We start from the raw sequence: 16,011 nt of genomic DNA, 5'->3' as shown, positions 1-16,011 counted from the left end.
CTTCCTTTTTCATCAATCTCGACCTGATTAGGCGATGATCTTCGCTACCACGCCGGCGCCTACTGTACGGCCACCTTCACGGATCGCAAAACGCAGACCTTCATCCATCGCGATTGGGCAGATCAAAGTCACTACCATCTTGATGTTGTCGCCTGGCATTACCATCTCTACGCCTTCTGGCAGTTCGATAGTACCGGTTACGTCAGTTGTACGGAAGTAGAACTGTGGACGGTAGCCTTTGAAGAATGGGGTATGACGACCACCTTCTTCTTTGCTCAGTACGTAGACTTCTGATTCAAACTTGGTGTGTGGAGTGATAGTACCTGGTTTAGCCAGTACCTGACCACGTTCTACTTCGTCACGCTTAGTACCACGCAGCAGTACACCCACGTTCTCACCTGCACGACCTTCGTCCAGCAGTTTACGGAACATTTCTACACCAGTACAGGTAGTCTTAGTAGTGTCGTGGATACCCACGATTTCTACTTCGTCACCTACACGGATGATACCGCGTTCTACACGACCTGTTACTACTGTACCACGACCGGAGATTGAGAATACGTCTTCGATTGGCAGCAGGAATGGGTGGTCGATATCACGTACGGGTTCTGGGATGTAAGTATCCAGCGCTTCGGCCAGTTCAATGATCTTCGCTTCCCACTCGGCTTCACCTTCCAGGGCTTTCAGAGCTGAACCCTGAATTACTGGCAGGTCATCGCCTGGGAAGTCGTATTCAGACAGCAGTTCACGAACTTCCATCTCTACCAGTTCCAGCAACTCTTCATCATCTACCATGTCACATTTGTTCATGAATACGATGATGTAAGGTACGCCTACCTGACGTGACAGCAGGATGTGCTCACGAGTCTGTGGCATTGGGCCATCAGTCGCAGCTACTACCAGGATCGCGCCGTCCATCTGCGCAGCACCAGTGATCATGTTTTTAACATAGTCAGCGTGCCCTGGGCAGTCTACGTGTGCGTAGTGACGAGTTGGTGTGTCGTACTCTACGTGTGAGGTGTTGATGGTAATACCACGTTCACGCTCTTCTGGTGCGTTATCAATTGCTGCGAAATCTTTTGCTTCACCGCCGTAGGTCTTGGCCAATACAGTTGTGATAGCTGCAGTCAGAGTGGTTTTACCATGGTCAACGTGGCCAATGGTACCCACGTTTACGTGGGGTTTACTACGTTCAAATTTAGCTTTAGACATGGTATTGCCTCAATCTACGATTGTTTGGAGGTGAAACTATTACATAATGAAAAAGTTCGGCGCAAACAAGCGTCGAACATTTATCTTACACGGCAACAGATTTGCTTTCCAGGAAGGCTGGTGCTGATACCCAGAATCGAACTGGGGACCTCATCCTTACCAAGGATGCGCTCTACCGACTGAGCCATATCAGCATGATTTTGGAGCGGGTAGCGGGAATCGAACCCGCGTTATCAGCTTGGAAGGCTGGAGTATTACCATTATACGATACCCGCGCACCTAACCTAGGCTATCTATTACCTTCAAAAAAATGGTGGAGGGGGAAGGATTCGAACCTTCGAAGGCGGAGCCGTCAGATTTACAGTCTGATCCCTTTGGCCACTCGGGAACCCCTCCGATGAATGGTGCCGGCACCAAGAGTCGAACTCGGGACCTACTGATTACAAGTCAGTTGCTCTACCAACTGAGCTATGCCGGCATTCATTTCGGTAGCGGATATTAGGTAAATGTCGCTCCGAGTGCAACATAAAATTGGTAAAATTCAGAAAAAATCACTCAAACGCCGTTTTTTTGCTCTAAGGCTTGCTGTGGCAATTCAGCGTTTTTTCACTTGGTCATAGGTAAACACCACAATCAACCGCTAAGCCGCGGCTATACAATATTTTTATTGTTGAACAATATTGCTTGGTGTACTGTGCCAGTCCTTGAGTGAGGAAAACAGATGCCACAGTCAACCACCATTCAGCAGGCACTTTACATGCCTTTTAGCCGCGATTCATGGGCACAATTGCGCAATGCCGTTCCACTGACGTTAACAGAGAACGATTTAGCCGAATTACGCGGTATCAACGAAAAGGTGTCGCTATCTGAAGTCACCGATATCTACCTGCCATTGAGTCGTTTATTAAATCTGATTGTAAAAGCTAAGCAGCAGCGTGGTGTGGTACTTAATCAGTTTCTCGGACAACAGGAAGCTAATAGAACTTATATTATCAGCATCGCTGGCAGTGTGGCCGTGGGTAAAAGTACTACGGCACGTATTTTACAGGCACTCCTCAGTCATTGGCCCGAGCATCCGCGGGTGGATTTAATCACCACCGATGGCTTTTTGTATCCACTGGAGGTGTTGAAACGTAAGGGGCTGTTACAACGCAAAGGGTTTCCTGAAAGTTATGATATGAAGTTACTGGTAGACTTCGTCTCTGCAATAAAATCCGGCGTAGCTGAAGTACAGGCACCACTTTATTCGCACATCACTTATGATCGATTGGCAGAAACCGTGAGTGTTCGTCAGCCCAACATTCTGATACTGGAAGGTCTGAATGTACTGCAGACAGAATTGGATTCTCCCGTCAGCATCAAAAGACCGTTTGTCTCGGATTTCGTCGATTTTTCAATTTACGTGGATGCCGAAGAGAAATGGCTAAAAGAATGGTATGTCGATCGTTTCCTGCAATTCCGTAGCAGTGCGTTCGCCGATCCTCATTCTTATTTTCATCATTTTGCCAAGTTACAGGATGATGAAGCAACCAAAATGGCCTCACATGTGTGGGATACGATTAACGGCCCAAATTTACGGACCAATATTCAGCCCACCAGGGAGCGCGCACACCTTATTCTAAAGAAAGGTGCGCACCATGCGATGGAACAAGTATTGTTACGGAAATAACTAAACACCGCGTAAGCTGATTTCGCCACCGACAAAATGCTGTTGACCGCTGGCGGTTTCCAGGATGACACCCCCCTGCTCATCTATCCCCAGGTAACGACCGTGAATACTGTCATTACCCAGCAACAAGCGTACCGGTTTCCCTAAATAGATATCTGCGGCATGCCAACGGTCGCTAAAGGCGGCTAATCCCTTTTGCTCGAACAGTTTAAGATCTTTGTGTAATTGCTGCTGCAGCGTTTTGGCAAGTATGGTCTTATCGGGATTGACCAACATCTGCTGCAAATCGCTCCAGGGCTGGTCAATTAATTCACCCTGTTGTTGAGGCATGGCGATATTCACGCCAATACCAATAACTAAGTTACAACCACTGTCGGCAGTACCGCTCATTTCGATTAACACGCCTGCCAACTTGCGATGTTCGAAAAAGATGTCATTTGGCCATTTCACGCCCACATCTTTGGCACCTAGTTGAGTTAAGACGCTCACCAGAGAACACGCCACCACCAAACTCAGCCCCATCGCCTGTGTCATTCCCTGTGGCAAGTGCCAAAACATAGAGAAATAGAGATGACTGCCGTAAGGCGAAACCCACCTGCGACCTCGCCTTCCTCGACCGGCAGATTGAAACTCTGCGATGCAAGTGTCGCCGCTTTGCAGTTCATCTAAATGTTCTAACAAAAACGCATTGGTACTGGCGATCTCATCAAAATAAAAACAACGATTGGTGATGTTAGCCAACAGCTCGGATTCATTGATGAGAAATACTGGGTTAGACAACTTATATCCTTTACCTTTCACGCTAAAAACATCAATGCCGTATTCGGCCAGTCCGGCAATCTGTTTACCAATGGCTGCGCGTGAAACACCTAAAATCTCTGCCAGGCTTTCACCTGAGATAAACTCCCCATTATTTAAGTGGGTCAGAATTTCGCGCTTGCGTTGCCATTGTCCGGACATAATCAGATCCTCTTTTCACCTGTTGCAGCATAAGTTCTTGGTTCAGGTTCTAACGTGATCCCAAATATTTGATAAACCTTCGAACGTACCGATTGCAGGGCCAATACCACATCCTGACCACTGGCATTACCCCGGTTCACCAATACCAAAGGTTGCCCTGGATGAACCATCACATCGCCATAGCAAGCGCCTTTCAGCCCCGCTTTGTCGATTAACCAGGCGGCAGCGATTTTTGTCTCCCCGGTGGCTAATGGATAACCTACAATCTCTGGAAACTCCCCTAACAACCGAGCATATTCATCAGCCGCAATAATAGGGTTTTTAAAACAGCTACCGACGTTACCTAACCTTGTAGGATCGGGAATTTTTTCTCGACGCGTTGCACAAACACAGTCAAAAATCATCTGACTCGAGGCATCCGCAGGCAATTGTTGCAGTGGGCCGTAGCTCAATTTCGGCTGCGGATGTTTTGGCAAACGTAAACCGACACCAAGGATCAGCGCTTTATCAAGCAACTGTTGCTTAAAGACAGAATCGCGGTATCCAAACTGACATTGGGCGGCACTCAGACGAATGACTTGTTGCTTAGCCATATCAAAATATTCGACCCAGTCGCACACATCCGCAAATTCGACGCCATAAGCGCCAATATTCTGAATGGGGGCAGCACCGACTGTGCCTGGGATTAACGCCAGATTCTCCAGTCCAGGAATTTGATATCGCAAACAATAGCACACCAATTCATGCCAGGTTTCTCCCGCTTCGACGGCCAACAGATAGCTGCTTTCTGTCTGTTGCAATTTGATACCGTGATTCTCAACTTTAATCACAGTTCCCTCAAAGTCTTCCAACAACAGTATATTGCTGCCACCACCCAACACTAATGGCGGCACATCATCATGCTGATGTTGACGACACGCCGCAATTAATTCAGCGCGAGTTTTAGCGATGATTAACTGCTGGCAGTTCGCCGCAAGTGCAAAGGTGTTAAAAGAGTTGAGGGAAATTGCTGGTTGCGACATTAAAGAGTACTAACGCTTATTGGAATGGCGGTTATTGTACTCATAGTACCCGATAATTACAGCCCGACCCGGTATTAATGCCGTTAAACTAAAGCCGTCTCATATCTGTAAGACGGCGTTTTGAATGCGAAAAGCTTCAGGCCATTTGGGAGAGCAACCACTTAGCCAGGATTTAACCTTCTGCGCGCAATCTCTGCGTCACCTTATTGCGCTGTCGTGTGGTTACTTAGGCTTTTGGCATAATCTTCGGCCTGCTTTAGCACACGCAATGCGTTCAAGCCCCAGATATTGGCCAAATCTTCCTTGGTATAGCCAGCTTCCAATAAGCGCTGGGTAATTTTTGGCAAACTGGCGACATCCATCATACCTTCGACACCACCGCCGCCATCCCAGTCAGCACCGATACCGACATGTAATGGCCCGACAACTTTTAAAGTGTGCAGGAAATGCTCCATATAATCGTCAAAGGTGGCTTTAACTGCCGGGAAATCATGCTCAATTTGGCGGCGCTTCGCCTGCATTTGCTCAAATTCCTTAGCACTCATGTCGCCATTTTCCGCTTTATCCATCATCGCCATTAGCTCTTTAAAAGCTTCTTTACGTTGTGGATTTTCCGGGAGCTGCTTGAGATAAGCACTATAGGCATTCATCTGGATCACCCCGCCCGACGCGGCTAACGCCTTTAATAGATCATCATCAACATTACGAGGGTGCGCATACACCGCTTTACTCCCGGAATGGGACAGCATGATCGGCGTTTTAGACAGGCGGATCATATCTTTTACGGTTGCATCACCTGCGTGTGATCCATCCAGGACTATCCCGAGACGATTGGCTTCTGCAACAAACTGCTCGCCCAGCGGTGATAATCCTCCCCATTTAGCGCCCTCGGGATCGGTAGAGCTGTCACCCAACTGATTATTCTTGAAATGTACCGGTCCGGCCAACCGCACTCCCAGCTTATAAAATGTGGTCAATAAACTCAGGTCGGTTCCCAGGGGATAGGCGTTTTCTATGCTCATAAACACTACGTGCTTACCCGCGGCTTTAATCGGTGCCGCCTGTGCAGCTTCGGTCGCAAACCCAAAAGTATCTGGGTGGGCAGTCACCATGGTGTGAATCGCGAGCGCTCGCAGAATCGCGGTGTCACGGCTTTTTTCATAGCCGTCGGGGGTCAATGGTCCTTGAGGAGAAAAGATAGCCCAAAAGCCGCCGTCCAATAATCCTTCATTCATTCGCGGAACGTCCACTTGAGTGAAATCCTCGTCGTAGCTATGACGTTGCATAATATCAAAGCCCGGCTTGACCAAATTCGCCGGGGTATCCAGATGAGTGTCTAATGTCAGCAACGCGCGTTGGATGGCGTTGGCCTGTGCCAGACTCACCTCTGCATGCGCGGCAAACGATAACACCAGGCTCAACATACTGGCCGTCAATATTCCCGTTCCACATTTTTGTTCAAACATCGTACCTCCGGTATTCGGCTTGTCCGTGCCAGCCACAGTGTTTTCATTGATTTTATTAACAAAGCACTTACAAACTTCATACCAGCATGCGGGAAATGGCCCGTTTGCCATCGATTCAAAAAGTTAGCAGGCATTAATCCCTAATTTGCAGGGATTCAGCTAAGTTGCGCCGACTGAATAAACCGTTAGATGTTCGGAACCACAAAATGCCCGCTAAATTACTGCACCATTAAGTGCGCTGACTGCACCAAATAAGATTGAATCAGCGACATTGTCTGTGACTGTCTGAACCGATACTTACCTCGCAGTGAAAAGCTATTTTATGTGATGAATAGTTTTTTAGAGTTGCCGCTGACCGCGAACTTGGCTGAAGGGATCTGAAGGGATAAAAGGCATTGTGGATTTTCACCCTTAACCATGTGAATCCACAATGCCTGAATATTGCGTTACGGCTTATCGATATAGCGTATTAAAAACAAACTTATAGGTACCATGTGACTGACCGCGCCACTGAGGCTGGAAACCAAAGAGATACACCTCACCTTTACCATATTTCACTTTAATTGCCGCCGCCTTGCCATTAATCGCTTCCGGATGTAACAGCACGCCACTAAGCAATGGATTGCCTTCTTTTGGATAAGACGCCAAGATCTGCCCATCAAATCCTGGCAAGGTTTTGAATGCCGGACCGTGCGAGAACATAGCGACAGGCGACTGAAGTAACCCAGCCAATACATCACTATCAGCTTCAGCGTTAAGCTGTAATTGCAGCAACGCCCCGGAGCAGTAGAATACATTGGAATCTACACCTTCCAGCACATTGCTCACCGGCAAACCGAGCACTTTGATGGCCGCAGATGACGCGCTGTTAAATGCGACTAATCTTCCGCCATTGGCGACAAAATCACGCAGCGCTTGTGCCCCCTCAGGACCGATACCACCAAGATATTGCTGCGGAACTGGGTCAACCTTAGCGCCACCATTATTGTCCGAGTCAGCATCATCTTTAGCAGCACTAAAGCCATCCATCAGCCAACTCAGGTTGATGTCGGGCAATATAATGACATCGACCTTATCCGCTAAATTGCCGGCTTTAATATCCGCGTTGTACAACGATGCTAGCGGGAAGTGATACTGCTCCATTAACCAGCGTGTCCAACCTTCATCCATCGAAGGCTTCCATGGACGATACAAACCAACGCGAGCAGCATTGAGTTTATTGGCGGTTGGCATTTTTTTTATTGCTTTAGCCGAGATGTTCGCAGCTTGCAGCCAACTTGTTAGCTGCTGTTGGTTGACACCGCTAATAAAAAAGTTGGGGGTCTTATCAACGATAGCCTGCTCGACGGTCGCGCCAGCAGCCAACGCCTGATTCACGACTTTGTAAGCCGCGTTTTCAGCTTGCGACAACACAAACACATCACCCTTGCCACTAATGTCCGCTGGCAGAGATACCGCGGTCACGACATGCATTCTTGACTGTTGTGTTTGACTCAAGGGTTCGGTGACAGCGGCAACATCAACCCCCATCTGTAATGGCAAGGTCCAGCCAGTAGTATCGTATGGCAGATTCTCTGGCAGGCCATTTTTGTCGAGGAATGTTGCCGGATACTTTTGCGTCTCAAACAACTCTTGCACCAAACCGGCATAAGGTTGTGCCATCGGGATCACCCAAGAGTTGGCAGGGTAACGCTTGCCCGCGAACTCCGTCGCCTTTTGTAACTGGTAAACATCAATTTGTTGCTTTAACAGGATATTGACCAATGCCCCGGCTTCAGACAGGTCATGCTGTGCGGCGGAAATCACATAGGCGTAGGGGCCTTCACTGTTGAAGCGCGCAATAGTGTCACGGCCGGCCTGATAACGGTCATACTGGATCTGTTTGGAATAACGTGCAGCAGTGTCCAGGGTGGAGAGTGAAGCCACTTCCATATAATGCACCGCATCACCAAGTGTCCATTTACCCCCTTTCCAGGGCGACGGGTACATAATTTGCGGCTTTAAGTCTTTCCGATTCTCCGGGAATTTAGCCGGATCATAAGTCCAGGGCGTAGCATATTCGTGTAACGCAGTTTCGGTAAAATAAGCAATGGTATGGCGGAACACATGAGTGTAATCCAAAAAGCCAGGATACCAGTTATCAAACCGCGCCTGAGCGATCGCCCCGGGGAGTTGCTCTGACTCAAACTCACCGATCATGTGCATTCCAATAAGACTGGTCCAGTTGCGCATCATCGGATCGATATTTTGCGAGATCGGGTCGGAGAAAGGCGGTACCCAAATGCGAGCTGGGAATGGTGCCTTTTGATGCTGCGCGTAAAAAATCGCTGGTGCGTTTTCCTGCACCGCGGCAGTCACGACTTGCGTCTCTTTCATGTTGAGCATATAGCCGTCACGGTTATTATCGTGACCTACATACTCCTGGTATAACCAAGGCATTGGGCTGGTTTCGTTCGGCGTACCCACATTGTGGCGATACCAGTCGACAATCATATCCTGACCATCCGGATTTAAGGTTGGCCACAGCACCAATATCACTTTATTTAACAGCTCAGTAATCTTGGGATCAGTCGATGAAAGTAAGGTGTATGCCAGACGGATGGGTAACTGATGAGCGGCTACTTCCGATGAATGCATCCCGCCGTCGATATGCACGATAATCTTGGAGTTTTTAGCGAGCTTATGGGCCTCAGCATCGGTCAATCCGCGGGAATCCGCCAACTTACGAGAAATCGCTTTGTATTCTTCCCATTTGGCAAGGTTTTCCGGACTGGAGATCACCGCAAATTCCAGTGTTCTCCCCTGCGAGCTTTTCCCGGCTTCGAACATTTTGATCTTGTCAGATTTGGCTGCCAGCGCATGAAAATAACGCAATGAATCTTCATAGTTGGCCAGATAATAATCATCACCGGGATTGTGACCGAGAATATCTTTCGGTGAGGGGATCTCGGCTGCTGACAGTTGGCAGCTGACAGCGGCAAAAACCAAGCTAAACAACCCCGCCTTAACAACACGGGGTTTATTGATGAAATACTGCGCTGCAAATTTCCCAATTTTTTGTGTTAACAACATTGGAAACTCCATAATGTGTTACGAAAATGCCGCTACAGCTGCAGCGGCATACGATCGGGATGCTTAAAAGAAGTCTTTACGAACTGTCACACCGATAGTCCGAGGCATTGCACTGGTAGCATCCTCGTGGGGATAATCATAGCTACCTGCATCATAGACGATAGCATTCTTATCAAACAGGTTATTGATATAGAAAGAGAACCCCCAACCTGTCGTCGCCGAATCCAGGTTGAAACGTAAGTTCGCCAAGGTGTACGCGTCCATCTTCAGATAATAGGTATCATCCGGGCGCAACTCAGTATAAGAAGAGCCGACATAGTTAACATCTGCGCGGATTGAACTGTCAAAACCTGACAGGATCTGTGGCAAGCTGTAACTGAGTGACAGCATTGCGGTGACTTTCGGAATGTACGGGATACGATCGCCCTTTTTACCCGCAGCCAACACCACATCACTTACCTGATCTTCAGTTAACTCCGCATTAATGAAGTTAACATTACCGGAAACGAACAGATCATCAGTAATACGCCACCCTGACTCCATTTCCAAACCAATCATCTGCGCTGAACCAGCGTTAGACAGGAAAGAAAATGCGCCATCGGTGGTACGCCCACGCACCTGCATGTTGCTCCAATCGATCAGATAGGTCGCCGCATTGAACTGCAGATCACGATCCAACCAGGAACTCTTCATGCCGACTTCATAATTCCACAACGAATCTGACTCATAACCGGTCAGCATCTCTGCCAGACCAATCACGTTATTGGCACCACCGGGACGGAAACCTTGGGCAGCAGAACCGTAAAACATCATATCGTCGGTCATGCTGTAGGAAACATTGCCTTTAAAGAGGTTACCGCTTTCACTGAAATCAACTGAGGTTTTTGGCTTTTCAAACGCGTTGATCAGCTCCCAGGCATTGGTCGTTTCACCGGTTACGGTTTTCTGATAATCATACCAACGCAGTCCCACGGTAACATCTAACTTATCCGTAGCATGGTAGGTGGTCTCGCCAAACAGCGCTTTCTGTTCAAGATTATCGAGAATGTAACGCCGATAGAACAGTTCAATCGGTTCAATTAACCGCCCTGTCGCCTCATCAGCCGCACCGTCTTGCGACTGTACATAGTCGTCACGTTGCTGATAGAAAGCGCCGACAGTCCAATCAAATACGGCTTCACCATTGGAGGTCAGGCGCATTTCATAGGTTTTGTTAGTCATGTAACCTTTATGCTGCAGCACGGCGGGAGTGAGGCTGTTGACATAATCATAGTATGCACTCAGCTCATCACTGCTACAGGCTATACCATCATTCCAGCGCGACTGACATTTATCCTCATTGAGATAAGTGTCAATGTAGTAACTGTCATCCATGTTGTATTCAGTAGAACGTTTAAAATTACCTACAGCGGCAGTTAATTTGGCGAAATCCAAATCCCAGTTCAAGGTGCCACTGTAGAGCTTGGTGGTGTCCTCAAAGGGCTGGTTAATTTGAGAAACCGTCTGATACTCACCAATGGCTGGATTCCAGGTGTTACTGCCGGCTTCAGTCTTATCCAATAAATACATGCCATCGAAAGTAATGTCTTCGGTGGGAGTAAAACGCACCATTGCTCTGCCGCCTTCTTTGGTAGAGCTGTTAACATTCTTGATACCAAGAAAGACGTTATCGATGTAACCATCACTGGTTTTACGAAAGCCGACCAAACGCGCGGCCAGCAAACCCTCGACCAAAGGAACGTTTACCATGCCGTCTACGGACTTCTGCACACCGCCATGGGCGATATCGCCATAACTAGTTTCAAAAGCGCCTTCATATCCATCGACGGGTTTATTGAAAATAGTTCGGATAGCACCGCCCATAGAGCTAGCACCATAAAGGGTGCCTTGTGGGCCACGCACAACTTCAACCCGGTTTACATCAAACAGTGCAGCAGTTGGCGTTCTGCCGCCAGCGTCACTACTTACACCAACGGTTCCGCTAATTGGGATTTCATCGTAGTAAACACCAACGGTGCCTTCTCCTGGTGCAGTGACGCCACGTAAACTAATACGCTTAGAACCTGGACCACTATCCTGAATGTTCATCCCCGGAACCATCTTAGTGAACTCTTCAACCGAGGTGATCCCGTTGCGTTTGAGCATGTTGCCGGACAGCGCAGAAATCGCTAATGGCGTTTCCTGAACCGTCGTAGTGCGTCTTGTAGCCGTGACTTCAATACGCTCTAGCATTTCTGCATCAGTGGATTTTGCTTTATTGATTTCGGTTTGATCGACGTTATCTTGCTTTGTTTCCGCATATCCAATGGCAGGAAATAACACACTCCCAACCACTAAACTCAACGCTGACAAACCAAATGGAATTACTCTTGTGGGGTACAGGTGTAACTTCATCGTGGCATCCTTTATTAATTACTGCTTTTTATGCTTTATAGATATCTTTTTAAGATTCAACATTCATCAACAACTGCGCCACAAATATATATATCTCACACGGTTAATCAACATTTAACATACATTAATAAACTATTTAGTCACAGAAATTAGAATTTATTAAGAACGCAATATCATTATTGCAGATAAAAGGACACCAAAGTGCATGGATGCTGTAAGGAGTAGTACTAAGAAATATTATGGCAGAAAGCAAAAAGGCCACCGCTAGGGTGGCCTTTCTGTTGTATTAGGCGTCTGGCGATGACCTACTCTCACATGGGGAGACCCCACACTACCATCGGCGCGATTGTGTTTCACTTCTGAGTTCGGAATGGGTTCAGGTGGGACCACAATGCTATTGTCACCAGACAAATTCTGTTGTTGTTTCCGCATATCTGCAAAAACAACCAATCCGGAAAGCTGTCAAATAATGGTGGTCGCTACTGGGTTCGAACCAGTGACCCCCTGCTTGTAAGGCAGGTGCTCTCCCAGCTGAGCTAAGCGACCTTATCTGTGAGTAGTTCGTTCTCTACTTCAACCAAGCATTCATATTCATTCAAGGTTAACGACCTCCAGGGATGGAGGAAGTGCTAGAAAACATCTGGAATGTTTTCAGTAAAACCCATCTGGGTTGTATGGTTAAGCCTCTCGAGTCATTAGTACAGGTTAGCTAAACGCCTCACAACGCTTACACACCCTGCCTATCTACGTCCTGGTCTCGAACGGCTCTTCAGTGGACTCAAGGTCCAAGGGAAGACTCATCTTGGGGCTCGCTTCACGCTTAGATGCTTTCAGCGTTTATCAATTCCGAACATAGCTACCGGGCAATGCCATTGGCATGACAACCCGAACACCAGCGGTTCGTTCACTCCGGTCCTCTCGTACTAGGAGCAACCCCCCTCAATCTTCCAACGCCCACGGCAGATAGGGACCGAACTGTCTCACGACGTTCTGAACCCAGCTCGCGTACCACTTTAAATGGCGAACAGCCATACCCTTGGGACCGACTTCAGCCCCAGGATGTGATGAGCCGACATCGAGGTGCCAAACACCGCCGTCGATATGAACTCTTGGGCGGTATCAGCCTGTTATCCCCGGAGTACCTTTTATCCGTTGAGCGATGGCCCTTCCATTCAGAACCACCGGATCACTATGACCTGCTTTCGCACCTGCTCGACGTGTCTGTCTCGCAGTTAAGCTGGCTTGTGCCATTACACTAACCGTACGATGTCCGACCGTACTTAGCCAACCTTCGTGCTCCTCCGTTACTCTTTAGGAGGAGACCGCCCCAGTCAAACTACCCACCAGGCACTGTCCCTAATCCCGATAAGGGACCAAGGTTAGAACATCAACACTGCAAGGGTGGTATTTCAAGGTCGACTCCATCAGGACTAGCGTCCCAACTTCTTAGTCTCCCACCTATCCTACACATGCAGGGTCAATGTTCAGTGCCAAGCTATAGTAAAGGTTCACGGGGTCTTTCCGTCTAGCCGCGGGTATACGGCATCTTCACCGCAATTTCAACTTCACTGAGTCTCGGCTGGAGACAGCCTGGCCATCATTACGCCATTCGTGCAGGTCGGAACTTACCCGACAAGGAATTTCGCTACCTTAGGACCGTTATAGTTACGGCCGCCGTTTACCGGGGCTTCGATCATGAGCTTCTCCGAAGATGACCCAATCAATTAACCTTCCGGCACCGGGCAGGCGTCACACCGTATACTTCCTCTTGCGAGTTCGCACAGTGCTGTGTTTTTGATAAACAGTTGCAGCCAGCTGGTATCTGCGACTCCCGTCAGCTTAGAGAGCAAGTCTCATCACCAACAAGAGCGTACCTTCTCCCGAAGTTACGGTACCATTTTGCCTAGTTCCTTCAGCCGAGTTCTCTCAAGCGCCTTGGTATTCTCTACCCGACCACCTGTGTCGGTTTGGGGTACGATTCCTGCTAACCTGAAGCTTAGAAGATTTTCCTGGAAGCTTGGCATTAACCACTTCATCACCTTAGTGACTCGTCATCAGCCCTCAGTATTATGTGCCCGGATTTGCCTAAGCACACTACCTACAACCTTAAACGCGGACGACCGTCGCCGCGCTGGCCTAGCCTTCTCCGTCTCTCCATCGCAGTTAGCAGAAGTACGGGAATATTAACCCGTTTCCCATCGACTACGCCTTTCGGCCTCGCCTTAGGGGTCGACTCACCCTGCCCCGATTAACGTTGGACAGGAACCCTTGGTCTTTCGGCGTGGAGGTTTTTCACCCCCATTATCGTTACTCATGTCAGCATTCGCACTTCTGATACGTCCAGTGTGGGTTACCCCTTCACCTTCATCCGCTTACAGAACGCTCCTCTACCGCTCATACATAGTATGAACCCGTAGCTTCGGTGTATTGCTTAGCCCCGTTACATCTTCCGCGCAGGCCGACTCGACTAGTGAGCTATTACGCTTTCTTTAAATGATGGCTGCTTCTAAGCCAACATCCTAGCTGTCTAAGCCTTCCCACATCGTTTCCCACTTAGCAATAACTTTGGGACCTTAGCTGACGGTCTGGGTTGTTTCCCTTTTGACGACGGACGTTAGCACCCGCCGTCTGTCTCCCGAGTAGTACTCATTGGTATTCGGAGTTTGCAAAGAGTTGGTAAGTCGGGATGACCCCCTAGTCTTAACAGTGCTCTACCCCCAATGGTATTCGCTCGAGGCGCTACCTAAATAGCTTTCGAGGAGAACCAGATATCTCCCGGTTTGATTGGCCTTTCACCCCCAGCCACAGGTCATCACCGTCTTTTTCAACAGACGTGTGTTCGGTCCTCCAATTGATGTTACTCAATCTTCAACCTGCCCATGGCTAGATCACCGGGGTTCGGGTCTACACCTAGCAACTATTCGCGCAGTTAACACTCGGTTTCCCTACGGCTCCGCTATTCGCTTAACCTCGCTACTAAATGTAAGTCGCTGACCCATTATACAAAAGGTACGCAGTCACGGTCTCAAAAACCGCTCCCACTGCTTGTACGTATACGGTTTCAGGTTCTATTTCACTCCCCTCACAGGGGTTCTTTTCGCCTTTCCCTCACGGTACTGGTTCACTATCGGTCAGTCAGGAGTATTTAGCCTTGGAGGATGGTCCCCCCATCTTCAGACAACATACCACGTGTGTCGCCTTACTCGTTTTCATCATCGGTTAGTTGTCGTGTACGGGACTATCACCCTGTACCGTGGTGCTTTCCAACACCTTCCACTAACACCCCAATGACTTAAGGGCTGGTCCCCGTTCGCTCGCCGCTACTAGGGGAATCTCGGTTGATTTCTTTTCCTCGGGGTACTTAGATGTTTCAGTTCTCCCGGTTCGCCTCTGCATGCTATGGATTCACATGCAGATACTTGCTTATGCAAGTGGGTTCCCCCATTCGGACATCTGTGGCTCAATTGGCTTTTATCACCTCACCACAGCTTTTCGCAGATTAACACGTCCTTCATCGCCTCTGACTGCCAAGGCATCCACCGTATACGCTTAGTCGCTTAACCATACAACCCGGATGAGTTTCCTCAACCACGCCGTATGCACGACCCGTTGGTTTTTCTTTCGCCTTGATATGAATATCAAAACACTTGATTGAAGTATTTTGAGAACTCATTTTGATTAAATATTGCTATTTAATCTCTACTATCAGCTTTCCAAATTGTTAAAGAGCGGGCTTAAAAAAGCCAAAGATAAATTGTTCACTTATCTTTGGCATTTCCATGACCATAAAACGAAAACAGTCTCACCATGAAAATGGTGGAGCTATGCGGGATCGAACCGCAGACCTCCTGCGTGCAAAGCAGGCGCTCTCCCAGCTGAGCTATAGCCCCATTTCTAACTTGCTATTTTTCCTTAACTCGGCGTTGTGCGGCCTATCCTCGTTCGGTTACATACTCCTGTATGCGCCCTCACTTGTCAGTTGCACGCCTGGATTTAAGCAAAAATCTCTGCGTTATCTTGTAAGGTTAATCTTGTTCAGGCAAGGCGTATTGGGAGGACGTTTACATCAGTAAACGACGACCGATACAACGCAGCATTAACAAGATTGGTGGGTCTGAGTGGACTCGAACCACCGACCTTACGCTTATCAGGCGTACGCTCTAACCACCTGAGCTACAGACCCACTTACTGTTTTCGCTCTTCGTCTATCAAGCAA

General features: G+C 48.4%; 7 protein-coding genes, 7 tRNA genes and 2 rRNA genes. 1 reads left to right on the top strand and 15 read right to left on the bottom strand.

The genetic code is table 11. The features are described from left to right. Positions 1–27: 27 nt before the first annotated feature. The 5 genes from tuf to KDN34_RS00865 all read right to left on the bottom strand — a co-directional run bounded on the left by tuf (position 28) and on the right by KDN34_RS00865 (position 1,690). A complete protein-coding gene (gene tuf, locus KDN34_RS00885) occupies positions 28–1,212 on the bottom strand; it encodes an elongation factor Tu (RefSeq protein ID WP_212595092.1) in 1,185 nt (394 codons plus the stop codon). 118 nt (positions 1,213–1,330) lie between these two features. Next, positions 1,331–1,406, bottom strand: a tRNA-Thr gene (locus KDN34_RS00880). Between the two features lie 7 nt (positions 1,407–1,413). Next, a tRNA-Gly gene (locus tag KDN34_RS00875) sits at positions 1,414–1,487 on the bottom strand. Between the two features lie 36 nt (positions 1,488–1,523). Continuing rightward, positions 1,524–1,608 (bottom strand) — tRNA-Tyr (locus KDN34_RS00870). A gap of 6 nt (positions 1,609–1,614) precedes the next feature. Further along, a tRNA-Thr gene (locus KDN34_RS00865) sits at positions 1,615–1,690 on the bottom strand. 243 nt (positions 1,691–1,933) lie between these two features. Here KDN34_RS00865 and coaA point away from each other — a divergent pair. Continuing rightward, entirely contained in the window at positions 1,934–2,881 is a 948-nt protein-coding gene (gene coaA, locus KDN34_RS00860; protein WP_212595091.1) for a type I pantothenate kinase, read from the top strand. Here coaA and birA read toward each other — a convergent pair whose 3' ends face one another. From birA to KDN34_RS00810, 10 genes are all read right to left on the bottom strand, one after another. Continuing rightward, on the bottom strand, positions 2,882–3,841 hold the full coding sequence (gene birA / locus KDN34_RS00855; protein ID WP_212595090.1) for a bifunctional biotin--[acetyl-CoA-carboxylase] ligase/biotin operon repressor BirA: 960 nt from the start codon (positions 3,839–3,841) through the stop codon (positions 2,882–2,884). A 2-nt stretch (positions 3,842–3,843) separates the two neighbouring features. Next, positions 3,844–4,863 carry a UDP-N-acetylmuramate dehydrogenase gene (murB, locus tag KDN34_RS00850; protein WP_212595089.1) on the bottom strand — a complete coding sequence of 340 codons (1,020 nt, stop codon included), beginning with the start codon at positions 4,861–4,863 and terminating at the stop codon, positions 3,844–3,846. Between the two features lie 203 nt (positions 4,864–5,066). Next, positions 5,067–6,287 carry a dipeptidase gene (locus KDN34_RS00845; RefSeq protein WP_228730465.1) on the bottom strand — a complete coding sequence of 407 codons (1,221 nt, stop codon included), beginning with the start codon at positions 6,285–6,287 and terminating at the stop codon, positions 5,067–5,069. Positions 6,288–6,782: 495 nt separating this feature from the next. Next, positions 6,783–9,401, bottom strand: a complete 2,619-nt coding sequence (locus tag KDN34_RS00840; RefSeq protein WP_212595087.1) for a M14 family metallopeptidase — start codon at positions 9,399–9,401, stop codon at positions 6,783–6,785. A gap of 63 nt (positions 9,402–9,464) precedes the next feature. Further along, the gene (locus KDN34_RS00835; RefSeq protein ID WP_212595086.1) at positions 9,465–11,795 is read right to left on the bottom strand and encodes a TonB-dependent receptor; all 2,331 of its coding nucleotides are present in this window, start codon (positions 11,793–11,795) and stop codon (positions 9,465–9,467) included. Between the two features lie 292 nt (positions 11,796–12,087). Beyond that, a 5S ribosomal RNA gene (rrf, locus tag KDN34_RS00830) occupies positions 12,088–12,203 on the bottom strand. A gap of 62 nt (positions 12,204–12,265) precedes the next feature. Then, a tRNA-Val gene (locus KDN34_RS00825) sits at positions 12,266–12,341 on the bottom strand. 128 nt (positions 12,342–12,469) lie between these two features. After that, positions 12,470–15,358 (bottom strand): 23S ribosomal RNA (locus KDN34_RS00820). A gap of 251 nt (positions 15,359–15,609) precedes the next feature. Continuing rightward, positions 15,610–15,685: transfer RNA gene (locus tag KDN34_RS00815), tRNA-Ala, on the bottom strand. A gap of 216 nt (positions 15,686–15,901) precedes the next feature. After that, positions 15,902–15,978, bottom strand: a tRNA-Ile gene (locus KDN34_RS00810). Positions 15,979–16,011: the final 33 nt, after the last annotated feature.

This window comes from Shewanella yunxiaonensis, from assembly GCF_018223345.1.
GTDB lineage: Bacteria > Pseudomonadota > Gammaproteobacteria > Enterobacterales > Shewanellaceae > Shewanella > Shewanella yunxiaonensis.
The sequence above is the reverse complement of the archived record's forward strand: the minus strand, read 5'-3'. Positions and strand labels throughout refer to the sequence as shown.